Raw genomic sequence first — 26,121 nt, forward strand, 5'->3', positions numbered from 1 at the left:
CGCAGTCTGCTACGCAATCGAAAATTGATTGATGCATCTGATCACATGGTCCTGCTCCGCCTCGCTCAACGTCGGATACAGCGGCAACGACAGGATCTGTTCGGACAGCGACTCGCTGAGTCCCTTCGACGCCGGCGCCAGATGGCGATAGGGTTTGTGGTGATGAATAGGCAATGGATAATGGATCTGTGTCTGAATGCCATTCTCAGCCAGATGGGCCTTCAACGCGTCACGCCATGGACAGGAGATGACGAACAAGTGCCAGACATGAGCGGACGACTCCACCACCTCGGGCAGCCTGATCAGCGGGTGCTGGATCCGGGCAAGATAGCGTTCGGCAAGGCGGCGGCGCCGAAGAGTGTCAGCCTCTAGCCCCTTAAGTTTTACGCGCAGCATAGCGGCCTGAATTTCATCCAGACGGCTATTCACGCCCGCAAGATCATGCTGGTACTTGATGCTGGAACCATAGTTTCCGAGGGCACGCACAAGCTTTGCCAGCCCTGGATCGTCAGTGGTCACAGCACCGCCATCGCCCAAGGCGCCGAGGTTCTTTCCGGGATAAAAACTGAATGCTGCCGCATCCCCCCAATTACCTGCCTTGCGCCCCTGCAAGTGAGCGCCATGGGCTTGTGCGCAATCTTCCAGTACCAGCAGATCATGCTGTTTGGCCAATGCCAGAATCTGCGGCATCGGTGCCAATTGACCGTACAGGTGCACCGGCAAGATCAAACGGGTTCTGTCGCAAAGCGCGGCTTCAACGGCTGCCATGTCCAGGTTATAGGTAGCGGGATCAACATCTACCAGCACCGGTACCAAGTCGTTTTCCACAATGGCTGAGACAGTGGCAATAAACGTGTTTTTCTGCACAATCACTTCATCGCCTGCGCTCAGCTTCCCCTGTTCTTTCCACGCTCGCAGAACCAGGGAAAGGGCATCGAGACCATTACCGACGCCGATCGCGAATCGGCTGTTGCAATAACGAGCGAACTCCGTCTCGAACTGAACGAGTTCGTCACCCGAAATGTACCAACCCGAGTCGATCACTCGACTGCAGGCCGCTTTCAACTGATCGGCATACTCGTGGTTTACACCTTTCAAATCAAGGAAGGGGACGTGCATCGATATACCTTACAATTTTGGCTGGATTGCCCATTACAACCGCGTTATCAGGTACATCGCGGGTCACTACAGCACCTGCACCCACCATACAGTTTTCACCCAGAATGATACCGGGCAACACGGTGGCATTGGCACCGATCGATGCCCCTCGCTTGACGAGGGTTTGCACAAAAACGTCAGGATAAACTTTTGATCTTGGGTATTTATCATTGCTGAAAGCCACGCATGGACCGATGAATACATCGTCCTCAATCGTCAGGCCATCCCACAAATAGACACCCGACTTGACGGTGACTCGGTGGCCAATGACCACCTCATTCTCGATGAAGGTATGCGCGCAGATATTGCAGTCGTCGCCAATCACTGCTCCCGGCAAGATCACGGCAAACTGCCATACTTTGGTGCCGATTCCGATAGACGTTGACTGGACATCGCTCAAGGGATGGATCATTGCGCCACCGCCGTTAAAAAGCTGGCGTAGTCCCGAACATAGTCCGACTCCTCATAGAGCTGATCGGCCAGCACCATCAGCACACAGTCTTCAGAAAAATCGTACATCTCTCTCCAGATAAAAGACTCAATCAGAAGACCCTGGCAGGGATGATCCAGCCGAATCTCGATTTTTTCCTGGCCATCATCCAGCATGAAGCGACAGGAGCCTCTCACCGCGACCACGACTTGTTTGAGGGTCTTGTGGGCATGAAAGCCCCGTCTAACGCCTTTGCCGGTATCGAACATGTAATAAACACGCTTGACGGAAAAAGGAATATTTTTACCTTCTTCCAACGCAATCAGCGAGCCACGCTCATCGCCATGCGTTTGCAGTTGCAGAAACTGAACCTTCATCGAGATTTCTCAACAACCATTGTCGACACCTGCGACTGCAGCCAAGTAGCAATGATGTCGGGATCAATAAAATAGGGTTTGTAGTAGAGCTCTCGTGAATCCAATGCGCCGACGCGGTAGGAAATGTAGTCCATCTCTACACCGACAATGGCCGCAATGTTGGAGAAACAGGAGAATGCTCCACCCTCTTCGGCCATCCAGCACAATGCCTTCGTGCCTGCCGTGGCAAACAAAATGTTGGTCCAGGCGGCGCCTGTGGGGCCTACGATTATTTCGGCATTAGCCATGATGGCCACCTGTTGGCTGACGTCCTGATCTTCCATGTAAACACAGACAAAACCATGGGCTTCCAGCAGCGTCGCTACCTCTGTCTGATTATACAGTCTCAAAAAGCCCTTTCTGGCCAGGAACACCCGCTTTGGCAAGTCGTCCCTGGGCAGGTCCCGACTCAAGGCAAACGCTTTTTCACGCAGGAACATGATGGACTCGTGACGGGCAAAACTATTTTCGGCAAGGTTCCAAGCGGTGCCCTTGAGGTTGGGAATGGCATTATTGGGGGCTCCGATCAGCAATAGATCGTCCACTTTATAGGCCGTGACAATACTCAGGTAAATAAACGGTCTATTGATGCCGAAACTCTCGATCAACGTCTTGATCGATGAAATTTTCTGGCTGGCCACGGAGATCAAAATTGGATAGTCAGCATAGTGGGGAGGCAGTTCTTCGACAAACTGCAGCTGAGTGAGGATTTCCAATACCCAGTGGTAATAATTAAGCTCGTTACAACCCGAAATCAATATGCCCTTTTCAATTCGCTCCGGTTGGAGCGCGCGGACCAGCGCCAGGCTTTTTCCATGATGGAGCAGATGAGCACCGCTGTAGTCAGCACGGGTCGACGCCGAGGTGGTGACGCGCTCAATCACTATCTGTTCATCGGGAAGGATAACCGAGCGGGAAACAGAGCAGACCTGACCATGGCGAAAATGATAAAGCGCCACTTCCGGCAAGGTAATACCCGTCGGCGCAACGTGCTGGTTCAGGTACCGAGGGCCCTGCACCTGCCCTTTCATGGAGGATCGAAAAACGTGCACCTTGCTGGCAGTGACCTCATCCAGCCACTGCACCGACAACCGCTTGATATTGTTTGTTGTGGTCCCGACTATAAAACGATATAGCCAATCGGAAACCCACCCGGGCCGCGTACAGATGCGCTCATAGCCGAGTAACTCAAAGCGTTTTCTCAAAGACTGTAGCCTGGAGCACTTTGCCGGGTCTGGCCAATACACCGTGATTTTATCTTCGCTTATCGCGAACTCGTCGATGAGTTGACTTTGAATTTCGCGGTAATAATCACTGGCGATAATGATTTTATCAAAAGATAAGTCGGTAAGTTGTCGTGGCGCATAGATAGTTTTCCCGAACAACAAGCCGCCCTGTTTCTGCTGATTGTTATCAAGAAACCCAATCACTTTTTGACGGCCGCGGCTGCTCTTGTAAAAGTTAACACCGCCCGCGCCGGTCCCAAAGATCAAGATCCGACTTTTACGCTTAAACCACGTTCGCACACTCACCTCGTCTTACGTATTTTTCAAAGCCTCAGCGATAACACTGAGCGGGCAACCCATCGTATTCAGTGCCCTAAACCTTATTGATGATATTGCCTTTTACTTGTGCGATACCTTTTGCATCCAGGTCCCGACGTGTTCTGGCCGGCCTGATTTCACCCTGGATAGTGCTGTTTATCTCATCGATCTGCGTCTCGCCCGCCTGTCCATTGGACTTGCCCACCAAATAGCGCAAAGACAATCGAAACCGATCGGATTCATCGTCCAATGGACGGGTCCCGTGCAACGTACAGTTATGCCAAAGGCCGACATAACCTGGCCCACCGACCAACTTTTGATCCACGCACTCAATCGTCTGACCTTGGTCGTCAGCGTAAGCCCAACGGTCATCCCCAAGATTCTTCAGCTGGTGAGGAAACAATGTCGCGCCCAATCGGTGCGAGCCGGGCATCAGGTGCAGCGGGGAATCACGCTCGGTCACTTCATGCAAATACACATAAACCGTCAGAAACGTTGACGGATCCAAGTCAACACGCCCCTGCGGCCAATCGATGATGTCTTGATGGAAGTCGATGCCACGGAAGTAAGTAATGTCGCGAAATGGCTTCCTGATGTAGGGCCCCAGGTTCGCCACGTTAACGTCGCGAATCCTTTCCCGCACCCATTCCGGCAGCCAGGCATCCGGCACACCGCAAACGGCCTTTTTAATCACCACCTCATAGTCGTCACCCAGCACACTACCGAGTACCTCGGTCAGGACCGGGTCCTGCTCTATGAATTGCAGTTGAGGTTCAAACGCATTGAGGTAGTTGAACGTTTTGGTCGGATTGGCGTTGAAGTGGTTTTCCTGAGCGAGGTACTCGACCTCCTCCATGAACAGACCCGGGCCGAAGTCCCGCGCGCAGATCATTTGCTGATACAACGCCTGAGTCTGACCGACGTCCAGGATCTCCCCAAAGAGATAGGCACCCTGTTCTTTGAGGCTATCGATGTAGGTCTGCATACTGCGTTCGCTCATTGTGTGCCGTAATGTATCTGAATTTTATCGGCAGGCTTGGGTGAAACTAGCGGGTGGCGGGTGAAAATATTTGCGTCGCGGACACTGGCCGGGACTGTCAGCCTCACGGATAACTAAACCCCTTGACCAACGTCAACTCCCCCACCGCCCGCATCGGCACCAGGAACGTCTCCATCTTCTCGTTCGGCGTCCCCTCCTCCGTAATCACCGTCACCTGTGCGGTCGTCAGCGGCTGAACCGCCTCCTCCTGCCCCTCATCATCACTGCGATACCCGCCCCCAAAGTAGTTCACATAGACGAGGTATTGGCCTTTGATCGGCGCCGGCATGGCGAAGATTTCCGGGCCATAGCCGGTCGTCACGTCTACATCGAGCGCAGCACCATTGGGAGCAACGCGGTCGCCGTACCAGATGTGGGCGCCGTCGGGTGTGATGAGGTGCAAGTCGAGATCGGTGCCATCACTGTCCCAGGCCAGTAGCACTCGCAACTTGGCGGGTGTGGCGCCACCACTGGCATTCAGGAACTGCGTGCGATGCCGTTGCTGGCCATCGGGGCTGCGGACTTCGACGCTGTTGCTGCCATTGGGGAATGAGAACGGACGATCAAAGCGACCAGCGGGGTCAATCTTCAGCGGCATGCTGACGCCGTTGACGATCAACCGGCCCGGCTCACCGGACTTGGGCGTCGCGTTGATTTGCCCGGTGATGCGTGCAGTGTTGGCCTGCCCCACCGGGGTGTTCACCGAGGAGGCCGGGTAGTTAACGATCTGGCGAAAGTTCTCGCCTTCGCCTTCAGGCGCGCCAGTGCGCCAGCCGCCAACGGGTGTATCGAGTTTGGCGGCACTTTCGGCGGCAAACGTCGTCGACCATACGCAAAAAGAACAAAGGAACAGGAGGACCTGTGGATAACGGAGTTTCATGGCCTATTCCAGCAAGAGGTGGCGGGCGAGCCCTTCGATGTAGGTTTCATCCTGGCCGTTGGGGTGTGCTTCGAAGGCCAGGTGCAGGTATTCGTGGGTCAGGTCGAGGCGGTCTTGCAGCGACAACACGCCGCGCACGTAGATGCGCTGGCGTTCGCGGTCGACAAAGGGGCGGCCGAAGGCCAGGCGGCAGACGGCGAAGGTGCTGACTTCGTTGTAGCCAATCTCGCTTTCCAACCGCGGACGCCAGTCGCGGCGTTGGTTCAGCAGCCAGTCTTGCGCGGCGGGGAGTGCTTCGCAGGAGGCGACTGGATTGTCCCAGCGGCTGAGGCTGGCGCGGGGGTAGGCGTGGAGCAGGATGGCGTCGTAGCGTTGGCCAGCGTTGGCTTGTTCGACGGCTTGTTGCCAGGAGAGCTTGTCCGGGCCGGGCTGGTCGGAGTGGTAAGTGACGGTGCTGCCGGCGAGGACCAGGTCGCTGGTCCAGGCGGCGATGTGGCGTGATTCGGCGGTGGCTGGACGTGGGGCGACGCGTTGCCGGCTGCTGCTGTCGTCGATGCTCAGGCAATCGCCGTTGCGGGTGGCGTTTTGCAGCAGGTACGTGCGGATCGCGACGGCCAGGGCTTTGGCGGCTTCGGCGGGTTCGGGCTTGGCTTCGCGCTGGAGGACGCGGGCGACATATTCTTCGCGGTCCAGGCGGGCGATCAATTTGTCTTTCACCAAAAACAGTTCGCCGTCGCTGTGGATATCGAGTTGGTTGCCGTTGGTGAATTCGACGCGGTAATCGCCCTGCAAGGGCCCGGACTCAACAACACGATCCCCAGCCAGAACGCGCCCGATGGGATAGCGTGAAAACAGCCCCACCTCGACACAGCGTCCCGCCTCCGAAGGCCAATCCACCGGCAACACCGAAGCCAACGCTCCACCGTAGTGACGCAAGACCATTTGACTGGTCCCATGTCCACCGGCCCAAACCGGCGTACCGTTCGCCGTCCACCCGGCAAACCCACCCTGACGCGACGAAGGGTCCTGATCCCCCAACCAGCTCCAGGTTTTCACCCGCAACCGGCCACCGAGCTCGCCCACGACATTGCCGTCAGCCGCATTCAACACCACATCCAGCAACACCCGCCGCGCCGAATCCTGCGCTGGCATCATGGCCAGCACCTTAAGCAATTCAGCCACCGATACTCGCGTAGAAGGCTGCAACGAAGACAAGTTCAGCAACCACTCCGGTGCCTTACGTGCCTGCCAATACTCTCGCCAACCAGCATCAGAAATACCCAACCGCGCAGGCTCAAAGTACAAACCGCACGACTTCACCAACGCCTGATCGCGCTCAATCTTGCCGCCCGCCGTGCAGCAGTAAACTTCCTCTTTCGACTGACCGCGACATTCGTAAGCCGGCTCATGGGCGTTGGTATCCACCAGCCAGCCGTACACAAACAACTTCCACACACTGCCCAATGGAGTCTGTAAATCAGCGGGCAACGGCTCGCGCGCGATCACCTGAGTCTGGCTCAACGACAGCAACTCACCTTTAAAAGCCAGCCGCAGCGGCTCCTCCTGCGCTGTCGCCAGCGCAGGAATCAGACACAGCCACCACCAGAGCAAACGCCGGGTCATGTCAGTTGACCGTGACCTGGCCGAGGGCCGGTTTCTGTTCCTGAGCCTGATGCTGCGGCGCGTAAACCTGAGTGAAACGCACCGGCGGCAGGTTGAACTGGCCTTTCTGCGAGAAGCGCACCAGATGACGCAGACGCAATTCGCCACTCAAGGCGTCGACCGGAATGGCATAGGCCATTTGCCCCGGTTCGAAACGCGCTTTCTCCAACGCGGACGGTTCGGTGCCGGCCTTGCCCATGAGCTTGATGCCCCACGTGGTGCGCTCGACATCGGCGCCCGGTGGCAGCGGCACTTCGAGCATGCCGTAACGCAGCGGTTTGGCCGCTTTACTGGTGATGATCACTTCGTCCAGATACAGGCTGTCGCTGGACAACGGTTTGTTGCCGACCGCTTCCAGTTTGAAGGTGAAGGCTTCGTCGCCCGGCACCAGACGCGACAGGCGACGGGTGATGGTCACGGCCATCGGATCTACCTGCGGTTGTTTGGTCTGGAAGCTCAAAGCCGCTCGCAACGGACGCTCTTGTGCACCGGTCAGCGACAGCACCGCAGGCACTGGCGCAGCACCCTGCCACGTCCAATACGTCTCACCGGTATCACCGTATTTTTTCTTCCAGCCTTCACCCGGTGCCAATGCGATGGTGGGTGATGCCTGCTCGATGCTGCGCTGCAACCAGGTCAGCGCCAATGCGCGTTCCAGGGTCGATTGCTGTGGCAACAGTCGCTGCAGCAACGCTTGCGCGTGAGCCTGATCAAAGGCTTGCAGCGACAGGTTCAAGGCTTCGGCAAACGGCTGCGAACTGACCGCCAATCGTTGTTGCGCGTCTGGCAATTGACGATTGAATGCGTCCGGCAGAGTCACCTTCGATTGCTTAGCCAACGAGGCAGTCAACGCTCGAGCAGCCGCCAGACCCAACGCCGAATCCGGATCGCTCATGACGATGCTGTCTTCGCCATCGTCCATCAGGTTCGCCGCATTGCCCTCGCCCGCTTTCGACAGATCATCCATCAAACCGCTGAGCAAGGTGTTCACCGGCAATTGCATCTGTTTGGCGAACGACAGGATCAGCGCGCGCTGCAACAGCGGCGTGTTTTTGGCTTGCTTCGAATAAACCTCCAGCACCCGCTGCCAATGCTCCGGCGGCAGACTCAACTCCAGCGCTTTGCTGGCGTGCCAGTCGGCGTAATACGCGTAAGCGGTGAGGAATGCATCCGGCTCACCGTCCATGCCCCACCAGGTGAAGCTCGCCGAAGGCCCGGCCATTTGCACCAGGCGCAGACGGCTGTTCTGCATGATCAGGCGCAAGCGATCGCGGATCTGTGGGTTCGACGACAAAGTCGGATACGCGATGCTCAGCGGCAGCAAACGACTGGCCGTTTGTTCGACGCCGCCGTATGGATAGCTCAACAGATCGTCGAGTGCCGAGCGGAACAGCGCTTGTGGACTGTCGTCCAGACGCAGGCGAATATCGCTGGCGTCCGCCGGCAGAGTCAGCGGCGTATCACCGCTGGCCACGTCCAGGCTTTGGCTCTGGGTCACCTGCCAGCCTTCGCCGGTCGCGGTCAGCCGCACAGCCAATGCATCAGCCGTTTTTCCGTCCTGCACCAGCTCAGCCGACCACTCGCCACTGGCCAACGCGAACGCCGGCAGCGCGATGTAGTTGATGCCGTTATTCAGCGTCACGGGGACGCGTTGTTCGGCGCCAGCGTAATGAATCACCAGCTCAGCCTTGGCCGGTTTCTCGGCCTGACTGAAAGCGAACACGCCGAGATCCGGTTTGTCGCCTGTACGGAATTTGGTTGGGCCGCTCCACTTCAGGTAAAGCGGTTTTTCCGAGCGTACGAATTGCTTTTTCTGCCCGACCTGACCGTCATCGGCGATAGCCCGGGCGGTGATGCGCCAGCGGGTCAGCGAGTCCGGCATCTTGAAGGTGAAACGGGTTTTGCCGTTGGCGTCGGTGATCAATTCCGGCTGCCACGCGGCGGTGTCGACGTCTTCACGACGCGGCCGCTCCAGCACTTTCACGCCCCGCTCGCTACGGTTGGCTTTGCCCGGCGCCCCAGGGCTGCCCGGCAATGCCACGTCGTAGCTGATGAACGACAGACTGGCGCTGGTGCGCACATTGTTGCGGCGCGGGTGGTAGAAGAACTGGTCGATGGTCGGCGCGACTTCCGGTTGCAGCGCGTAAACCATTTCGTCCACCACGCTGACCGTCAGGTGCGCTGGAATAGGCTTGCCAGCGAACTGGGTGGTCAAGTCCACCGACACGGTATCGCCCGGCTGATACGCCTCTTTATCGGTGGCAATGACCATGTCGATTTGCGGCGCGATCACTTTGATACCGGCGTTCTGGAAGCTGTACTGACCGCCCTTGGTGTAAAGCACTGAGAACGTCAGGTTCGGCGCAAAATTATCCTTCACCGGGATCCGCGCGCGGTATTGGGTCTCGCTGAGTTTTTCCATTTTCAGCCAGTCGCCGCCCTTGGACAGCAGCGCTGTGGCCTCGACCTTGTCGCGCTCCAGCGACAACAGTGCATCGCTGATCGGTTCAGGGAACGTGATCAATGCGAGGGCTTCGTCGCCGGCCTTGTACTCGGGTTTATCGAGGACGATTTCCACGGTGCCCGGCACGGCTTTGACGCCGTCGCCAGTGACCGAATGCCCGGTGGCACCCACCACACGGCCATGGTCATCCTTCAACGTCAGGTTGTAAGTACCCGGACGGTCGAAGGCCAAGGTGAAGCCTTTGTCTTTCGCGGCGAGTTTGCCTTCGCCGGTGCTCTGGTCTTCCAGGCGCACCCAACTGTAGCTGCTTGGCGTGACTGCTTTACTTTGCTCGCTGCCGCCTTCATTCAAATAACTGAACGCAACCTTGTCACCCACCGCACTGAACCGCTGAGGCGCACGCAGGCTGAAACTCGCCGCGCCGCGGTCGATGAGGATTTCCTTGGTGGTCTTGACCCGATACGCCGCGCCATCGCTGGCGAACACGGTGAGCATGTAGCGACTCGGCTTCTCGGCAGCCGGCAGATCCAGCGTCGCGTTGCCCTTGGAATCGGTGGTCAGTTCGGTACTGGTCAACTCAACCGGGAATTGCCCGAGGTATTGCAGTTCGTTGTCGACCATCGACAGTTGTTGAGCACGCAGACTCAGGCTCAACTTGGCGTTGGCCACCGGTTTTCCGTCCGGGTACAGCAGCACCAGGCTGCCCTTCACCGGTTCGCCGGTGCGGTAATCCTGCTTGGCCAGGTTCAGGGAAATTTCGAAGTGCGGCTTGATGTATTCGGCGACACGGAAGGCGCTGCTGTAGGCCTGATCCTTGTAGCTGAAACGCAACTCGTAACCGCCCGCTACCGCGTTGTCCGGCAACTGGAACCGACCTTGAGTGCCCGCCTTGGAATCGAGTTTCAGCGCCAACGATTGCAGCGCCGTGCCGGTCGCATCGAGCACGGTCACGTTGACGTCGGCTGCAGTCGGCAGCACAGAGTCGCGGGCGTTTTTGAACTCACGACCAACGATTTTCAGCGACACCCAATCCCCCGGGCGATACAACGGCCGGTCGGTGAAGGCATAGAGTTTGGTGTCGTAGATTTCGCTGTCGTAATAGAAGTTCTCGGAGACAAACACCCCGCCCTCTTCGTCCTCGCCAATCACGAACGAACGCTCGGGGCTGACGTGTTTCAGACGCAGCAAACCATCGGTATCGGTGGCGCCGCTGCTCATCACACCCAGGCCATCGGTCCACAGCACATTCACCTTCGACACCGAACTGCCTTCGTGTTTGCGCGCGGCCCACACCAGCAATTCATCACCAGCAATCTTGCTCACGGCCACGGTGTTGGAGACGAAGACCATGGTGGTCGCACGGTACTTGCCGATCAGCGCTTCCACCAGGTACAGGCCCGGTTTCAGGTTACCCAAAGGAATGTAAACGTTGCCCGGCGAGACACTGACGAACTCGCTGGAAGAGCCGGCGAGGTTCACACCCTCGGGCGGCTGGATCGGTTTGGCTTGCCACAGCGGATAACGGAATTGGCTGATCACCGGCAGGCCCGGAATCAGCGCGAATTGCGGCTGAGCGTCGTAAGGCGTTGGCGCGGCCATGGCGGCGCCCATCTTCAGTTCCGGCACTTCCTCGGTGACTTGCTTGCGCGATTCGTAGGAGAACGCTCGCTGCATCACGCGACGGGATTTGCGGTACCAGTTGTCCCACAGGTACGCGAGGGTGTTCGACAGTCCTTCGCCCTTGAACTGGCCGTCGCTGACCACGCGGTGCAGGTTCTTCTGGCGCTTGAGAAAATCCAGCGGCTTGTCGATGCGGTACACGCGAATGTCGGCGCCGCCGTAAGGCTCCATGCGGAACCGGCGGTAGTCGCGGCCCGGCGCTTCGAGGCGAACCATCGCCTGTTCGTCGCTGGCAAAACTGCTGTCGGCCAGCAGGAAAAAGCTTTCACCGGCCACCGGCGTATAGCCGCTCGGCTCGACGGTGTCTTCGGCGTTGACCGCCGAAAAAGGCAGCACTAAGACCAACAGCAGAGGCAGAAAACGCAGCATGCGGGCACCGATCATTGGGAGAGAAAGTTCAGTCGATAGACGCCGATGAAGTTGGGGTTGGCTGCGTCGGGTATCCATCGGGTGTCCTTCCATGTCATGAGTTGCTGCAGGCTTGCGGAGCGCATGCCGTTGTCAGTCGGGGTGGTGGTGCCGGTGTGATAGGCGATGTAGCGGCCCATCCAGATCATCAGGTGCTGGTCGTCGCCCTGATCGAAAAACATCAGGTCACCGGGCCGGGCTTGCGCCAGATCGCGACCGACCAAATGGCTGTTGAACTGAATCAGTTTGATCGCGTTGACGTAGGGCCCGACCTTGCCGCCGCCCTGCTGCCATTGCTGGGCGAGGCCGCGCTGGGCCTCGCTCAGTTGCAGTTCCGGCGGCAGGTAGCGGTTGGACAGGCCATTGCTGCGCAGCCATTTGTCGTCGTGGACTTTCAGCGCTTCGTTGGCGGCGAAACGAACCAGGCCGGCACAGTCCTGCTGATACCAGCGCGGGCTCGGACCTTGGGTCAGTTGTTCCTGGGCGATGCGCACGAACCAGGCGCGGAACACCTGGGATTGCTGCACGTCCAGCGGCGGTGCCTCAGTGGCAAATGCCCGGGTGCCCAGCAACATCGCCAGCAGGCCGAGGCCTCGAATGAGTGCGGTCACAGGGCTTTCCATTCCAGCGGCAGCCATTGCCAATGGCCGTCGGGCTCGCTGCCTTCGGGCAAGGTCAGGGCGTATTTGCCGTAGCCGCCGAGCTTGCGCAGTTTCGGGATCAGATAGGTTTGCGCGGCGTTGTAGAACACCGGCTCCATGTCTTGCGGCAGGCTGTCGAGGGTTTCCTGTTGCATCAGTTGCGCCATGGAATCCGGGCCGAAGTAGACCGGCATCAGCAGGTCTTTCGGTACCACGTCGGCCATCGGCGGAAAGCGTTTGTCGAGGGTGCCGAGGGCCTTGTCCACGAGCTTGTCGTCGAGGGAGAACAGCAGCGTCGAACCGTGGCGTGCCAGGCTGACTTTCATGAACGCCTTGCCGGTGATCGCGTCCGGCTGCTCGGCATCCTTGGCCTTGTAAGGACCGAAGTTGGAGCTGACCTGACGCTGCCATTGGTGGGTTGGGCCTTCCTGTTTCTCGATCACCGGGAACGCGTGCTCTTCGACGTTGCCTTCGTAGGCACCGACCATCGAGCCGAACAGGTTGCCCAGATCGCCGTCGAGTTTGGCGCTGTCATCATCGTTCAGGCTGGCCACCAGCAACGGCGTGTACAACCGCGAATCGGCGTACCAGCACAGGCCGGCGGCACCGGCCATGTGTTCGGTCAGGGCCTGGGCCACCGACTCGTCAGCGCCAAGTTTCACCAGTAGCGGTTTCTGTTGTTCGGCAGCGAGCGGCAAGGCGACGCAGGCGCTGGCGCCCATGGGCATGGCTTGCCAGATCGGCTTGAAATCGAAGTCCGGCTGGTCGTCCAGTTCGTCCATGGCGAGGAAGCTGTGCCAGCCCTTGTCGTCCATGTCGAAACGCAGGCCGGCGAAGTTCGGGATGAAACGCTGGTATCCCATGGCCAGGACGCTGGAATTCACTGAGAGACGTTGCTTCACCTCTGGCGCGCGGGGTGGCAGGCCGAAGGCTTCGGGGAAGAGTTTCTGGCCGCCGAGCAGTGCTTCCAACGATTCAGTCGACACCATGCCGGGTTCGTCGACCGGACCGTGGCCGGCCTCATACAGCTTGGCCGGATTGGACAGCACCACCAGTTTGTCGCCATGAGAGGCGAACAGCAGCGCTTTACTGTGGTTGTAGGTGAGTTGATAAAGCGGCACCACATCGCCGGCAACCTTGATTTCAGCCAATTGGGTCAACTGCGAATCATCCAGCGCCACTTTGGCCAGCGGCTCCAGCACCTTGGCCAGTCCACCGCGATCCATCACCAACAAAAAGTCTTTCAGGCGACCATCCGCCCCACGCCACAGCGCCACATCCGCCGGCTGATCAAACAGCTGCTCAATCAAACTGTCCTGCAACTTCAGGTCATGTTCGTAAATGATCCGCCGCAGACTGCCGATCAAACCGAGACGATCCGCATGCGCTTCATAATAGAAGACGAAATCTTCGGTCAGGGTTTCCTTAAGGAACGGCACCGCCAGCAAGTCCTTGGGCAATTGGCTCAAGGAATGGGTTTCGAGCAGACCGTCCGGTCGGCTCATGCCCAGTTTGTCGCTGGCCAACTCCGCCGGGGGCGCCTTGGGCTTGTGCATGAACCAGCCCAACCCGGCCGCAACGCCGACCACCAGGGCCAGCCCGACCAGCAGCGCCGGCCAGCGGCGAGGAGTTTTGGCTGCAGGCGTTTCGGCGGCCGGAGAAACAGTGTTATCGCTCATGTTCACAAAACCCGATGTCATCCGTGGAGCGGGATGCTTAATAGTTGAAAGTCTTGACCAGCAGCAGGTCACCGATGGCCCGCAGGGGCACGATGAAGGTCTCGCGTTTTTCGTCGACGGTGTTTTCGTTGAGCACCAGGTTGATCTGCGAGGTGATCACCTCGTTCTGGTTGCTGGTCTCATCGAAGTTATAGCCGCCACTGCCGAAGTTGCCCCAATAGTTCACGTAAACCAGATAGGTGCCATGCATCGGCGCGGTCATGGTGAACATTTCCGGGCCGGGGCCATCGACGCCGTCCGGGTCCAGACCGCCGCCGTTGCTCATCGCCGGGCGAGCCCAGAACGCATGCTGGCCGTCGGGGGTAATAATGTGCAGATCGAGTTCGGCTTTCGGGTCATCCCAACCCAACACCACGCGAATCCGCGCCGGGGTGCGCAGGTTGTTGGCTTCATAGAATTGAACGCGCTTGAGCGATTGGCCTTCGGAGCTGCGCACTTCGACGCTGTTGGAGCCAGCGCCAAACGCATACGGCCGGGCGAAACGTCCCTGGTCGTCGGTGTACAGATTCAGCGGATTGCCGTTGACGGCCAGGGTGTGCGGCCCTCGCTGAGTGCCGATGGCCTTGAGCTGGCCCTGGATCATCGTGCGATTGCGCTGCACACCGCGATCGATCGGTGGCGTGGGATAGGCGACTTGAGGATTTTCACTGCGGTCCAGCAGGCCGGAATAACGCCAGCCACCCACCGGTTCCGACACCTCGGCCGAAGGCTCGGCCAACGCCGCGCTCGCGCAGACGAGCCCCATCAGCAATAGAAGAAATGAACGCATGTGACGCCTCCTGCCATGCATAACGAAACCTTGCGCCCGATCCTCGGCGCGTTACAGATCCAAAAACTGCGTTTCGTCAGAAAGACCCATGACTTTCGGGTCGTAGAAGGCGCGAAGATTAGCCATTCGGCGGTTTTTTAACAATCGGATACATCTATATTTGCGGTGGGATTCACGCTAGCAGGTGGACGGTGAGCCGAATTGGCGTCATATTCGGCTCACAATATGAGCCGAATAACGTTTCTATTCGGCTCACCCACACCAAGAGCACCGAGTTCATGGCACCTCACTGGATCTGGCAGCAGCCCGATTGGCCGAATTTCAACTGGCAAGCCGAGCGCCTGACACCGCTATTGCGCGAGTGCGTGCAGGCCCAAGGTCGGTTGATGGGCATGGCCAGCTCAGTGGGCAGTTCGCTGAGCGCTCAGAGCGAACTGGATGCACTGTTGCAGAACATCGTGACTTCATCCGCCATTGAGGGTGAGCAGCTGAATGTAGGTTCGGTTCGCTCGTCATTGGCGCGGCGGTTGGGGCTGGAGCTGGTCGATGGCAACAATGTCAGCCAGCGCAGTGAAGGGCTGGCGCAATTGATGCTCGACGCCACTCAGCATTTCGCTGAACCGCTGACGTTGGAGCGATTACTCGATTGGCACGAATGGCTGTTTCCCGAGCAAGAGACCGATCTCGCTGCCCGACCGATCCGTGTCGGCGCATTACGTGGCGATGACCCGATGCAAGTGGTGTCCGGCCGCCTGGACAGACCAACCGTTCACTTCGAAGCCCCGCCTCGTCAGGGCCTTGAGCGACAGCTCGACACCTTCCTCACCTGGTTTACCGCCAGCCGAAATCAGGCGGGACTCGACCCATTACTGCGGGCCGGCATCGCGCATTTCTGGTTCGTCACTTTGCACCCTTTCGACGATGGCAACGGGCGCCTGACGCGCACGATCACCGATCTGGCTTTGGCTCAGGGTGAAGACCAATCCATCCGCTTCTATGCCATGTCGGCGAGCATTCTCGAAGACCGGTCCGGCTATTATCGAGTGCTCGAAACCTGCCAGAAAGCCACTCTGGATATCACCGAGTGGCTGGAATGGTTTCTGCAAACCCTGCTGCGCAGCTTGCAACAGGCCATGGCCCGGATCGAGAGCGTGCTGGGCAAGGCGCGTTTCTGGCAGGCGCACAGGATGTCATCGCTGTCGGCTGACCAGATAAAGGTCCTCAATCGCCTGCTTGATGGTGGGGAACGAGGTTTCGAGGCGGGCATCAGCGCGGCTCAATACCAGGCAGTCGCCAAGGTTTCGAAAGCCACCGCGACCCGTCATCTGGCCGAACTGCTGGAGAAGGGCTGCCTGGAACGCCTGCCCGGTGGCGGGCGTAGTACCCGGTATCAAATCCGCTATCCAGATGACTCAACATATTAATCAAGCCGTAATGCGATCTGTAGCAGCTGGCGAAGCCTGCGTTTGGCTGCGCAGCAGTCGTAAAACCAGTACTCGCGGTCTATCAGGCATACAGAGCAAGCAGGGTTGACGACTGCTACGCAGTCGGACGCAGGCTTCGCCAGCTGCTACATAGAGTGTGTTGCTGCTGAAACCAGTGGCCGAAACACCCGGCCCATTTGCCCATACCCCCCATGTCTGCTAGTGTCGCGCCGGTTTAACGTCAACCGGAAATAGCCGCCATGGCCCGCAAAAAAGCTGCACTGGATTTCGAACAATCTCTCGCTGACCTGCAAACGCTGGTGGAGCGTCTGGAGAACGGCGAATTGTCGCTGGAAGACTCGCTGACGGCTTTCGAGCAAGGCATCGGTCTGACCCGCGATTGCCAGGCGGCGCTGGCCCAGGCCGAGCAAAAGGTTCAGGTGCTGCTCGAGCGTGATGGCGAGCTGGCCGAGGAACCCTTCGAAGCGGATCAGCCAGAATGATTGCAGCGTATTCGGCGACCAGCCAGGCCCGCGTCAATGCTGCATTGGAAACCCTGTTCAACGCGCCGAGCCCTGAGCTCGCGCGTCTGTACGAGGCCATGCGCTACAGCGTGATGAATGGCGGCAAACGGGTCCGCCCGCTGCTGGCCTACGCTGCGTGCGAAGCGCTGGGCGGCAAGGCTGAGCACGCCAACGGCGCGGCGTGCGCGGTGGAGTTGATTCACGCTTATTCCCTGGTGCATGACGATTTGCCGGCCATGGACGACGATGATCTGCGTCGCGGCCAGCCGACCACTCACAAAAAATTCGATGAAGCCTGCGCAATTCTGGCCGGTGACGGCTTGCAGAGCCTGGCCTTCAGCGCCCTGCTTGATCCGCGCCTGAGCACCTCGGACGCTGAAATCCGTCTGCAAATGGTCAGCGCTCTAGCGTTAGCCGCAGGCCCGGCCGGTATGGTCGGCGGTCAGGCCATCGACCTTGGTTCGGTCGGTCTGAGACTCGATCAAAAAGCCCTCGAAACCATGCACCGGCACAAGACCGGCGCGTTGATCGAGGTCAGCGTCAAACTCGGCGCCCTGGCCAGTGGTCGTGCCGAGAAAGACGAACTGAAGTCATTGCAGACTTATGCACAGGCGATCGGCCTGGCGTTCCAGGTGCAGGACGACATTCTCGACGTCGAAAGCGATACCGAAACCCTCGGCAAACGCCAGGGCGCCGACATCGCACGCGACAAGCCGACCTACCCGGCCCTGCTCGGCCTCGACGCCGCCAAGGCCTACGCCCTGGAACTGCGCGATCAAGCCCTGCATGCGCTGCGACCGTTTGACGCGGCAGCCGAGCCATTGCGCGATTTGGCCCGCTACATCGTCGACCGGCGCAGCTGACGGCGTATCCGCCAAGTTAAAACCAACGCGTGGGCAGGGGGCGATGCATCAGGTAAACTGCCGCATCTTTTATACCTATAACGATTCGCCTGATGCCCACGACGTTTCATGAGATTCCCCGCAAGCGCCCGACCACGCCCCTGCTCGACCGTGCCAACACGCCGGACGGCCTGCGCCGGTTAGGCGAAGCCGAGCTGGAAACCCTGGCTGATGAGTTGCGCCTGGAATTGCTCTACACGGTCGGTCAGACCGGCGGGCATTTCGGTGCCGGCCTGGGCGTCATCGAATTGACCATCGCGTTGCATTACGTCTTCGACACCCCGGACGACCGGCTGGTGTGGGACGTGGGTCATCAGGCCTATCCGCACAAAATCCTCACCGGCCGTCGCGGGCGCATGGGCACCCTGCGCCAGAAGGACGGCGTCGCGGCCTTCCCGCGTCGTTCCGAGAGCGAGTACGACACCTTTGGTGTCGGACACTCCAGCACCTCGATCAGCGCAGCGCTGGGCATGGCCATTGCCGCCCGCCTGCAAAACAGTGATCGCAAGGCGATCGCCGTGATCGGCGATGGCGCACTGACCGCCGGCATGGCCTTCGAGGCGCTGAACCATGCGCCGGAAGTGGACGCCAACATGCTGGTGATCCTCAACGACAACGACATGTCGATCTCGCGCAACGTCGGCGGGCTGTCGAACTATCTGGCGAAAATCCTTTCCAGCCGCACTTACGCGAGCATGCGTGAAGGCAGCAAAAAGGTCCTGTCACGCCTGCCCGGCGCCTGGGAAATCGCTCGTCGCACCGAAGAATACGCAAAAGGCATGCTGGTTCCCGGCACGCTGTTTGAAGAGCTGGGCTGGAACTACATCGGCCCGATCGATGGCCACGATCTGCCGACCCTGATCGCCACCCTGCGCAACATGCGTGATCTCAAAGGCCCGCAGTTCCTGCACGTCGTCACCAAGAAAGGCAAAGGCTTCGCCCCGGCAGAAGTCGACCCGATCGGCTACCACGCGATCACCAAACTCGAACCGCTGGACGCTCCGGCCGCCGCGCCGAAGAAAGCTGGCGGACCGAAGTATTCCGGTGTGTTCGGTGAATGGCTCTGCGACATGGCCGCGTCGGATCCGCGTTTGGTGGGCATCACTCCAGCGATGAAAGAAGGCTCCGATCTGGTGGCTTTCAGCGAGCGTTTCCCGCTGCGCTATTTCGATGTGGCGATTGCCGAACAACACGCCGTGACCCTCGCTGCCGGCATGGCCTGCGAAGGCGCGAAACCGGTGGTGGCGATTTATTCGACGTTCCTGCAACGTGGCTACGACCAATTGATTCATGACGTCGCGGTGCAAAACCTCGACGTGCTGTTCGCCATCGACCGCGCGGGTCTGGTGGGCGAAGACGGCCCGACTCACGCCGGTAGCTTCGACCTGTCGTTCCTGCGCTGCATCCCCGGCATGCTGGTGATGACCCCGAGCGACGAAAACGAACTGCGCAAAATGCTCACCACCGGCCACCTGTTCAACGGCCCGGCGGCGGTGCGTTATCCGCGCGGCTCTGGCCCGAACGCGACGATCGAGAAAAACCTCGAACCGATCGAAATCGGCAAGGGCGTGGTTCGTCGCCAGGGCCGCAAAGTCGCCCTGCTGGTGTTCGGCGTGCAACTGGCCGAGGCGCTGAAAGTCGCCGAGACGCTGGATGCAACCGTGGTCGACATGCGTTTCGTCAAACCGCTCGATGAAGCACTGGTGCGCGAAATCGCCGACAGCCACGAGCTGCTGGTGACCATCGAAGAGAACGCGATCATGGGCGGTGCCGGTGGCGCCGTCAGCGAGTTTCTCGCCCGCGAAAACATCCTCAAGTCGATGCTGCACCTGGGCTTGCCGGACAGTTACGTCGAGCACGCCAAGCCTGCGCAAATGCTGGCCGAGTGCGGACTGGATGAGGCCGGGATCGAGGCTTCGGTGCGTGAGCGCTTGCAACTGCTGAACATCTAAACCTCAGACTTATGCAAAACCCCTTGTGGGAGCGAGCCTGCTCGCGATAGCGGACTGACAGTCAACTTATTCATTGACTGACACACCGTCATCGCGAGCAGGCTCGCTCCCACATTGGTTTTCTGTGTCCTTCAAAATTTGTGTTCGGCCTGAAGTGCCAACGGACTGCCAATGAAACTCTCCCGCCTCGCCCTGACGCTGACCCTGCTGCCGGCCGGCCAACTGCTGGCCGACACCTTCGAACGCGACCAGGCCCTGAAGCTTCCCGACGTGCTGATCAGCGCCAACCGTCAGGTCGAAGCGCGCAATGACAGCAGCGCCGCCAACACCGTGTTCACCCGCGAAGACATTGATCGCCTGCAACCGAGCAGCGTGACTGACTTGCTGCGTCGTGTGCCGGGTGTGCAGGTCGGGCAAACCGGCGGGCGCGGGAGTCTGCCGGGGATTTACATTCGTGGAACCAAGTCGGCCCAAAGCCTGGTGCTGGTCGACGGCCAGCGCATCGGCAACTCCACCTCCGGCGACAGCAACCTGCAACATATCAACATCGAACAGGTCGAGCGCGTGGAAGTGCTGCGCGGTTCCCGCTCGGTGATTTATGGCAGCGATGCGATTGGCGGGGTGATCCAGATCTTCACCCGTCGCGGCGACGAGCAAGGCCTGCAACCGCGAATGCACGTGGGCTTTGGCAGCAACCAGACGTGGGAACGCAGCCTCGGGCTGTCCGGCGGCGACGAGCAGACCCGATTCAATCTCGGCGCCAGCCTCGATGAGACCGCCGGGATCAATCGCACCCATGAGTCGTACCCTAGCGATGGCGATCACGATGAGTATCGCAACAAGTCGTTGAGCCTGAGCCTGAGTCACGCACTCACCGATGACATCGAAATCGGTGCCAACCTGCTGGATAACCGTGGCAAAAGTGAGTTCGACAACCCGTTCGGCCGCTTCGATAGCACCACTTTCGAATCGGTCCAGCAGCAGCCTTACAACGAGTTCACCGTGAGCAGCCTCAGCAGTTACGTCGATGCGCGCATCAACGACCTGTGGAAAACCCGCGTTGAATTCGGCCACAGCGAAAACCGCGAGAAAACTTTGGACAAGCTCAGTGACGAACGCAGCGTGTTCAACACGTATCGCGACTCGGTGAACTGGCAGAACGACCTGACCCTCGACGAGCGCAACAGCCTGATCCTCGGCGGCGACTGGTACGAGGACCGGATCAACAGCAGCACGCCATTCGACGAGGACAGCCGCTGGAACCGTGCCGCGTTCATTCAGCATCATTACCAGGCGGACAGCTTCTCCACCGAACTGGGCCTGCGCCGGGACCAGAACCAGCAGTTCGGCAGCCAGAACAGCTGGAGCGGCACCTTCACCCTGCCGCTGAATCCGGACAACGATGTGCTGCTGACCTACAGCGAAGGTTTCCGCGCACCGACGTTCAATGATCTGTATTACCCCGACTTCAGTAATCCGGATCTGAAACCCGAGACGTCGAAAAGCTATGAGCTGCAGTGGCGCAGTCAACTGACCGACACCGCTCGCCTTGAAGCTTCTCTGTACCGGACGGACCTGGAAGACGCGATTATTTTCGGCAGCAACTCACGGCCGCAGAACGTGGCCTCGGCGAGGATCAACGGGTTCGAAGCGGCCTTGAAACAGGAACTGTTCGGCTGGCAGAGCAACCTCGGCGTGGCGATCATCGACCCGCGGGATCGCGACAGCGGTCACACCCTGGCTCGGCGCGCGCGGCGGACCTTGAGCCTGGATCTGGATCGGCAGTTCGACCGGCTAGGGCTCGGCGCCAGCTGGCAAGCGGTGAGCAGCAGCTATGACGATGAGAACAATCAGCAGCCGTTGGGCGGGTATGCGTTGCTGGGGTTGCGCAGCAGCTGGGAATTGAATCGTGAGGTCAAGCTGGATCTGAAGGTCGATAACCTGCTGGACAAGGGTTACAGCCGGGCGCTGTACAGCCATGATGGCAGTCAGTATGGGTATCGAGAGGAAGGTCGGGCGTGGATGTTTGGAGTGAGCTGGACGCCGGAGCTCTGATCTGAAACCAGCGGTGTTTGGGCTGGCCTCTTCGCGAGCAGGCTCGCTCCCACAGGGGTTTTGTGTCGTTCACAAATCCAGTGTGGGAGCGAGCTTGCTCGCGATGGCCGCACCTCGGTATCAGTGATCGGGCGCAATCACTTGGCACAACTTCGCGGTCGCTTCGATCATCTGCCCACTCGGCCGTTCCAGCCCCTTATCCGCCACCAACAGCAATTGCCCCTGCGTCACCGCCGTCACCTGCGGCCAGGCTTTCCACGCATCGAGCTGCGCCTGATCGCTGGCCAGAATCACGTCTGGATTACGCTGCAGTACCGCTTCAATACTGACCTGCGGCGCCGGCAGGGTCAGGTCGGCAAACACATTGCGCGCCCCGCATACTTCAAGCGCATCGCTGATGATCTGCCCGCCACCAACGGTGTACAGCGGCCGATCCCAGACCTGATAAAACACCCGCAATGGCACATCCCGACGATAACGCTGGCGCAGCGAATCCAGTCGCTGACGCAAATTTTCAACCAATGAAACGCCACGCTCCGGACGGCCGAGCTGTGAGGCAATCGCCTCAATCTGCGACGTGAGTTGTTCGAGGTTGTGGGGTTCGGCAACGTAGGTCGGGATGTTCAACCGCTTGAGCTGTTCACGCTGGGCCGGGCCAACGCTGCCGGGCCAGAGCAACAGCAGATCGGGTTTGAGACTGAGCAGCTGTTCCATGTCCAACTGGCCGTAGCGGCCAACCGAAGGCAGATCTTTGAGCTCGGCAGGACGCTCACCGGCATCCAGCACACCCACCAACAGGTCGGCGGAACCCAGTTCAATAACGATTTCAGAGAGAGACGGAGCAAGGCTGACAACGCGTTCGACCGCAGCCGCCGGGCCACTGACGGCCAGCAACAAAACCGCCAGCCAGACGGATCGCATCAGCCGAGTTGACGCGGAATACGGTAGAGGTAGAACAGCACCAGGGTCGACAGCGCCAGCAGCATCAACGGCACGGCTTCGAGGCCGACGAATACCGCCAGCGCGCCGATCCAGGCCGGCAGCCCGGCAGCCAGGAATGCCGTGCGACGCTTGGCAGCCAGGGCGATCCAGGCAGCAGGTTCTTCAGGGGTATCGAGGGCTTTTTGAGTGGCGATCAGCGCGTGTTTGTAGCCGCCAAAGAATTTCAGGCTGACAAACATCGACGCCACACCGGCGATGAACAACGGCATTGCCGGCACCGGCAGGATCGCCTCGCTCTGGCCAAATACGCCGTTGATCACGAACAGCGGCACCAAGGCCAGCGCCAGGTATTGCCACCAATTGACGGACAGTCGCCGCCGAACCTGACCGCGAGTCACGCCCGGTCAGCCTCACCCTGGTGCTCGTTGCCCATCATGTGGTCGAGCTTGCTGGCCTTGGTGGCCAGGTAGAGTTTGTTGTGTGGGTTGTGGCCGGTGTGCAGCGGCACGCGCTCGGCGACCACGATGCCCATGTCGGTCAAGGCTTTGACCTTGCGTGGGTTATTGGTCATCAGACGCAGGGATTTCACGCCCAGGTGCTCCAGCATCGGCAGGCACATGGCGTAGTCACGTTGGTCGGCGGCAAAGCCCAGACGCTCGTTGGCTTCAACGGTATCGGCGCCGCCATCCTGCAATTCATAGGCGCGGATCTTGTTCAGCAGGCCAATGCCACGGCCTTCTTGACGCAAGTACAGCAACACGCCACGGCCTTCACGGGCGATGGCCTGCAAGGCAGCCTCGAGTTGCGAGCCGCAGTCGCAACGCTGGCTGAACAAGGCATCGCCGGTCAGGCATTCGGAGTGCAACCGGCCGAGTACCGGGGCACCGTCGACGAACTCACCCAGGCTCAGCACAACGTGCTCGCGCCCGTTTTCTTCATCGAGAAAGCCGTGCATGGTGAATTGCGCAAAAGGCGTTGGCAGCTTGGAAGCGGCGACAAAAACGACAGGCACCGGTGTGCTCCTGATCAATAAGTACTGGAGATTCGCAGACGCGGCATTGTAACAGCACGTTCCGACAGACGCTTAGGCTGAATTATGGGGCATAACAATCAAAAAGTTAGATCTCAAGCCACCACAGCCCCCCTGTGGGAGTGAGCCTGCTCGCGATAGCGGTCTGTCTTTCACCATTGATGTCGACTGATACACCGTCATCGCGAGCAGGCTCGCTCCCACAGGGTTAATCAATCACCACAGGGTTTGTGTTCAGTTTGAGTCAAATGGATAGGGTTGTTTCCAACGCTCGAAGATCGGTTTCAGCTGGCCGTTTTTCACCAGTTGCTCCATACGCTGATCGAACAGCGCCATCAGGGAGCGAGCCTTGGGAGTCTTGGCAAAGCACAGATACAGCGGCAATTCCGCAATGTGGGTGCGACGGAACTGCGTCGGATCCTTGGCCCACCTGAGGACATAGTCGACCTCGGTCAGCGCGTCGATGTAAAAGTCGGCGCGATTGTGGGTCAACATCGACAAAATCCCGGTACGCCGCATGACTTCGTTATAGCGGCGTATGTTGGGCAGGTAATCCTGATAGTCGTAGCCACGGACCCAGGCCAGTCGATAGTTGCCCAGGGTTTCCGGGGTCGGCGCGGGGTTGCTGGCCAGGCCCAAGGCATAGATGTGATCGGTATCGAAGTTCCAGCGCGGATAGAGCAGATCGCTGGACTCATCAAGATAGGAGCCGACACAGGCATCCACTTCGCCGCGCTGGGCCAGGCCCATGGAGCGCACGTACGGTTCGCTGCGAATATCCAGCTTGACCCCCGCCGGCTCGAAGACTTCCCGCAATACATCCCAGCCCAGACCGTGGCCATCGGCGGCGGTGTAGTCTTCCCAGTCTTCGCTGGCCAGATGAATCACCGACGGCGTTGTGCCCTCGTCACTCGCCTGGGCGAGCGAGCAAAACATCGCGAAAATCATCAAAGCCAACCAGCGTCGAGCCATCCCTAGTCCCCTGTTTTGCCCGTCAGGCAAAAATCCATACCAGCCCTTGCATCCCCAACCAAGCAAACACCCCGGCCAATACGTCATCGAGCATGATGCCGACGCCGCCATGCACATGCCGGTCGATCCAGCGAATCGGCCACGGCTTGAGGATGTCGAAGAAGCGGAACATCAAAAACCCCGCCAGCAACCAGTACCAACCTTCCGGCACCAGCCACAAGGTAATCCACATCCCGACCATTTCGTCCCAGACGATGCCTTCATGGTCGTGCACCCGCAAATCGTCGGCGACCTTGCCGCACAGCCAGAAGCCAAACAGCATGGTGATGCCGAGCATCAGCCAGTAGCCCCAATCGGGCAGCATCTGCCACAACGGGATAAAGGGTAGCGCAACTAACGAGCCCCAGGTGCCCGGTGCTTTTGGCAAGGTGCCCGAACCGAAGCCGAACGCCAGGAAATGCCACGGATTGCGCCAGACCGAGGGCGGTACGAATTCCGCCGGGACCTGTTTGGGATGATCTGTCACGGTGTCTCCCGAAAATGTTGATAACCCCGGGCTTGCGGGGTGATGTCTTGTCCATCAGCGTCCAGCAGCACCACGCCCTGCCCCGTCACAACACGGCCGACCACATGGATCGGCCAGCCATCGGCCACCAATTTCGGCAACTCGACGGACGGCAAGGTAAAGGCCAGTACGTAATCATCACCACCGCTCAGGGCCGCGACTTCTGCACCCGATTGACCGAGGAAGGCGACTAAAGCGTTCGACAATGGCAGCGCGTCCCGTTCAACCTGAATGCCAACCTTCGACGCGAGCGCGATGTGCCCGCAGTCCGCGAGCAGGCCGTCAGAGATGTCCAGCGCCGAGGTGGCTTTGCCGCGTAGCGCCATTCCCAGCCCAAGCTGCGGCTGCGGCGACCAGTAATGCGCCAGCAGCGGATCAGCGATGGCGGCTTCAGCCGTCCGCTGGCCGAGCACCAGCGGCAATGCCCCCGCCGCGTTGCCAAGCTCACCGCCAACGCACAGCAAATCGCCTGGTTGCGCACCGCTGCGGGTCAACGCCTTGCCGGCCGGTACACGACCGAACACGGTCATCGTCAGGCTCAACGGCCCACGGGTGGTATCACCGCCCACCAGCGCCACACCGCAGTTCTGCGCCATGAGGTTCAAACCACGGGCGTAGGCGTCCAGCCAATCGGCGGTCACCGTCGGCAAAGTCAGGGCAAGGGTAAAGGCAACGGGAGTGGCGCCCATGGCAGCCAGATCGCTGACGGCCACGGCCAGTGAACGCTGACCGAGCAGAAACGGGTCGCAAGGATCTGCGAAATGCACACCGGCAATCAGTGTGTCGGTGGAAATGGCCAACTGCTCCCCGGGGAGAACAGCCAGCAAGGCGCAATCATCGCCGATCCCAAGGGCAACGCCTTCACCGCCCTGCGCACAAGGCGCGGCGGCGAAGAAGTTACGGATCAGCTCAAACTCGCCCATGG

22 protein-coding genes are annotated in these 26,121 nt (G+C 59.5%); 5 read left to right on the forward strand and 17 right to left on the reverse strand.

The window, feature by feature from the left end; all coding sequences use genetic code 11:
- Positions 1-9 precede the first annotated feature (9 nt).
- The 11 genes from AC3IUE_RS28780 to AC3IUE_RS28830 form a co-directional block, all read right to left on the reverse strand.
- Entirely contained in the window at positions 10-1,119 is a 1,110-nt protein-coding gene (locus AC3IUE_RS28780) for a DegT/DnrJ/EryC1/StrS family aminotransferase (RefSeq protein ID WP_489264406.1), read from the reverse strand.
- A complete protein-coding gene (locus AC3IUE_RS28785) occupies positions 1,100-1,570 on the reverse strand; it encodes an acyltransferase (protein WP_056743634.1) in 471 nt (156 codons plus the stop codon). Before AC3IUE_RS28785 ends, AC3IUE_RS28780 begins: the two co-directional genes overlap by 20 nt.
- Positions 1,567-1,965 (reverse strand): sugar 3,4-ketoisomerase, encoded by a 399-nt coding sequence (locus tag AC3IUE_RS28790; RefSeq protein ID WP_056743636.1) that lies wholly within the window; start codon positions 1,963-1,965, stop codon positions 1,567-1,569. The genes AC3IUE_RS28785 and AC3IUE_RS28790 overlap by 4 nt, the downstream gene beginning before the upstream one ends.
- Positions 1,962-3,497: a glycosyltransferase family 61 protein gene (locus tag AC3IUE_RS28795; RefSeq protein ID WP_489264407.1), complete on the reverse strand. Its 1,536-nt coding sequence runs from the start codon at positions 3,495-3,497 to the stop codon at positions 1,962-1,964. Before AC3IUE_RS28795 ends, AC3IUE_RS28790 begins: the two co-directional genes overlap by 4 nt.
- A gap of 106 nt (positions 3,498-3,603) precedes the next feature.
- Entirely contained in the window at positions 3,604-4,533 is a 930-nt protein-coding gene (locus AC3IUE_RS28800) for a phytanoyl-CoA dioxygenase family protein (protein WP_056743640.1), read from the reverse strand.
- A 118-nt stretch (positions 4,534-4,651) separates the two neighbouring features.
- Positions 4,652-5,467, reverse strand: coding sequence for a YfaP family protein (locus AC3IUE_RS28805; protein ID WP_489264408.1), 816 nt, complete (start codon positions 5,465-5,467; stop codon positions 4,652-4,654).
- Between the two features lie 3 nt (positions 5,468-5,470).
- Positions 5,471-7,090, reverse strand: coding sequence for a DUF2300 domain-containing protein (locus AC3IUE_RS28810; protein WP_489264409.1), 1,620 nt, complete (start codon positions 7,088-7,090; stop codon positions 5,471-5,473).
- Position 7,091: 1 nt separating this feature from the next.
- The gene (locus tag AC3IUE_RS28815; RefSeq protein ID WP_489268982.1) at positions 7,092-11,657 is read right to left on the reverse strand and encodes an alpha-2-macroglobulin family protein; all 4,566 of its coding nucleotides are present in this window, start codon (positions 11,655-11,657) and stop codon (positions 7,092-7,094) included.
- Complete coding sequence (locus AC3IUE_RS28820) at positions 11,654-12,256, reverse strand: DUF1175 domain-containing protein (RefSeq protein WP_224789262.1); 603 nt, start codon at positions 12,254-12,256, stop codon at positions 11,654-11,656. The genes AC3IUE_RS28815 and AC3IUE_RS28820 overlap by 4 nt, the downstream gene beginning before the upstream one ends.
- A 32-nt stretch (positions 12,257-12,288) precedes the next feature.
- Positions 12,289-14,001 carry a DUF2138 domain-containing protein gene (locus AC3IUE_RS28825; protein ID WP_489264410.1) on the reverse strand — a complete coding sequence of 571 codons (1,713 nt, stop codon included), beginning with the start codon at positions 13,999-14,001 and terminating at the stop codon, positions 12,289-12,291.
- A 37-nt stretch (positions 14,002-14,038) separates the two neighbouring features.
- Positions 14,039-14,830: a YfaP family protein gene (locus AC3IUE_RS28830; RefSeq protein ID WP_056743650.1), complete on the reverse strand. Its 792-nt coding sequence runs from the start codon at positions 14,828-14,830 to the stop codon at positions 14,039-14,041.
- A 278-nt stretch (positions 14,831-15,108) separates the two neighbouring features.
- On the opposite strand from AC3IUE_RS28830, the gene AC3IUE_RS28835 reads away from it, so the two are divergent.
- The 5 genes from AC3IUE_RS28835 to AC3IUE_RS28855 all read left to right on the forward strand — a co-directional run bounded on the left by AC3IUE_RS28835 (position 15,109) and on the right by AC3IUE_RS28855 (position 21,687).
- Positions 15,109-16,254 carry a Fic family protein gene (locus tag AC3IUE_RS28835; protein ID WP_489264411.1) on the forward strand — a complete coding sequence of 382 codons (1,146 nt, stop codon included), beginning with the start codon at positions 15,109-15,111 and terminating at the stop codon, positions 16,252-16,254.
- Between the two features lie 260 nt (positions 16,255-16,514).
- On the forward strand, positions 16,515-16,757 hold the full coding sequence (locus tag AC3IUE_RS28840; RefSeq protein ID WP_056743654.1) for an exodeoxyribonuclease VII small subunit: 243 nt from the start codon (positions 16,515-16,517) through the stop codon (positions 16,755-16,757).
- Entirely contained in the window at positions 16,754-17,641 is an 888-nt protein-coding gene (gene ispA / locus AC3IUE_RS28845) for a (2E,6E)-farnesyl diphosphate synthase (RefSeq protein WP_489264412.1), read from the forward strand. The genes AC3IUE_RS28840 and ispA overlap by 4 nt, the downstream gene beginning before the upstream one ends.
- Before the next feature lie 92 nt (positions 17,642-17,733).
- Complete coding sequence (gene dxs, locus AC3IUE_RS28850; protein WP_489264413.1) at positions 17,734-19,632, forward strand: 1-deoxy-D-xylulose-5-phosphate synthase; 1,899 nt, start codon at positions 17,734-17,736, stop codon at positions 19,630-19,632.
- A 171-nt stretch (positions 19,633-19,803) separates the two neighbouring features.
- Positions 19,804-21,687, forward strand: coding sequence for a TonB-dependent receptor domain-containing protein (locus tag AC3IUE_RS28855; protein WP_489264414.1), 1,884 nt, complete (start codon positions 19,804-19,806; stop codon positions 21,685-21,687).
- Positions 21,688-21,807: 120 nt separating this feature from the next.
- On the opposite strand, the gene AC3IUE_RS28860 is transcribed toward AC3IUE_RS28855, so the two are convergent.
- The 6 genes from AC3IUE_RS28860 to thiL form a co-directional block, all read right to left on the reverse strand.
- Positions 21,808-22,608, reverse strand: coding sequence for a cobalamin-binding protein (locus tag AC3IUE_RS28860; protein WP_489264415.1), 801 nt, complete (start codon positions 22,606-22,608; stop codon positions 21,808-21,810).
- A complete protein-coding gene (locus AC3IUE_RS28865) occupies positions 22,608-23,027 on the reverse strand; it encodes an MFS transporter (RefSeq protein WP_489264416.1) in 420 nt (139 codons plus the stop codon). Before AC3IUE_RS28865 ends, AC3IUE_RS28860 begins: the two co-directional genes overlap by 1 nt.
- Complete coding sequence (gene ribA, locus AC3IUE_RS28870) at positions 23,024-23,641, reverse strand: GTP cyclohydrolase II (protein WP_033059420.1); 618 nt, start codon at positions 23,639-23,641, stop codon at positions 23,024-23,026. The genes AC3IUE_RS28865 and ribA overlap by 4 nt, the downstream gene beginning before the upstream one ends.
- Before the next feature lie 252 nt (positions 23,642-23,893).
- Complete coding sequence (locus AC3IUE_RS28875; protein ID WP_489264417.1) at positions 23,894-24,631, reverse strand: substrate-binding periplasmic protein; 738 nt, start codon at positions 24,629-24,631, stop codon at positions 23,894-23,896.
- 22 nt (positions 24,632-24,653) lie between these two features.
- Positions 24,654-25,157 (reverse strand): phosphatidylglycerophosphatase A family protein, encoded by a 504-nt coding sequence (locus AC3IUE_RS28880; RefSeq protein WP_056743666.1) that lies wholly within the window; start codon positions 25,155-25,157, stop codon positions 24,654-24,656.
- Positions 25,154-26,119 carry a thiamine-phosphate kinase gene (gene thiL / locus AC3IUE_RS28885; RefSeq protein ID WP_489264418.1) on the reverse strand — a complete coding sequence of 322 codons (966 nt, stop codon included), beginning with the start codon at positions 26,117-26,119 and terminating at the stop codon, positions 25,154-25,156. The genes AC3IUE_RS28880 and thiL overlap by 4 nt, the downstream gene beginning before the upstream one ends.
- Positions 26,120-26,121: the final 2 nt, after the last annotated feature.

The sequence above is a fragment of the Pseudomonas sp. GL_093 genome (assembly GCF_057837605.1).

Bases quoted from the DNA above. Each gene is read 5' to 3' on its own strand.
- AC3IUE_RS28780 (WP_489264406.1), bottom strand. From the start codon at position 1,119: ATGCACGTCCCCTTCCTTGATTTGAAAGGTGTAAACCACGAGTATGCC.
- AC3IUE_RS28785 (WP_056743634.1), bottom strand. From the start codon at position 1,570: ATGATCCATCCCTTGAGCGATGTCCAGTCAACGTCTATCGGAATCGGC.
- AC3IUE_RS28790 (WP_056743636.1), bottom strand. From the start codon at position 1,965: ATGAAGGTTCAGTTTCTGCAACTGCAAACGCATGGCGATGAGCGTGGC.
- AC3IUE_RS28800 (WP_056743640.1), bottom strand. From the start codon at position 4,533: ATGCAGACCTACATCGATAGCCTCAAAGAACAGGGTGCCTATCTCTTT.
- AC3IUE_RS28805 (WP_489264408.1), bottom strand. From the start codon at position 5,467: ATGAAACTCCGTTATCCACAGGTCCTCCTGTTCCTTTGTTCTTTTTGC.
- AC3IUE_RS28810 (WP_489264409.1), bottom strand. From the start codon at position 7,090: ATGACCCGGCGTTTGCTCTGGTGGTGGCTGTGTCTGATTCCTGCGCTG.
- AC3IUE_RS28815 (WP_489268982.1), bottom strand. From the start codon at position 11,657: ATGATCGGTGCCCGCATGCTGCGTTTTCTGCCTCTGCTGTTGGTCTTA.
- AC3IUE_RS28820 (WP_224789262.1), bottom strand. From the start codon at position 12,256: ATGTTGCTGGGCACCCGGGCATTTGCCACTGAGGCACCGCCGCTGGAC.
- AC3IUE_RS28825 (WP_489264410.1), bottom strand. From the start codon at position 14,001: ATGAGCGATAACACTGTTTCTCCGGCCGCCGAAACGCCTGCAGCCAAA.
- AC3IUE_RS28830 (WP_056743650.1), bottom strand. From the start codon at position 14,830: ATGCGTTCATTTCTTCTATTGCTGATGGGGCTCGTCTGCGCGAGCGCG.
- AC3IUE_RS28835 (WP_489264411.1), top strand. From the start codon at position 15,109: ATGGCACCTCACTGGATCTGGCAGCAGCCCGATTGGCCGAATTTCAAC.
- AC3IUE_RS28840 (WP_056743654.1), top strand. From the start codon at position 16,515: ATGGCCCGCAAAAAAGCTGCACTGGATTTCGAACAATCTCTCGCTGAC.
- ispA (WP_489264412.1), top strand. From the start codon at position 16,754: ATGATTGCAGCGTATTCGGCGACCAGCCAGGCCCGCGTCAATGCTGCA.
- dxs (WP_489264413.1), top strand. From the start codon at position 17,734: ATGCCCACGACGTTTCATGAGATTCCCCGCAAGCGCCCGACCACGCCC.
- AC3IUE_RS28855 (WP_489264414.1), top strand. From the start codon at position 19,804: ATGAAACTCTCCCGCCTCGCCCTGACGCTGACCCTGCTGCCGGCCGGC.
- AC3IUE_RS28860 (WP_489264415.1), bottom strand. From the start codon at position 22,608: ATGCGATCCGTCTGGCTGGCGGTTTTGTTGCTGGCCGTCAGTGGCCCG.
- AC3IUE_RS28875 (WP_489264417.1), bottom strand. From the start codon at position 24,631: ATGGCTCGACGCTGGTTGGCTTTGATGATTTTCGCGATGTTTTGCTCG.
- thiL (WP_489264418.1), bottom strand. From the start codon at position 26,119: ATGGGCGAGTTTGAGCTGATCCGTAACTTCTTCGCCGCCGCGCCTTGT.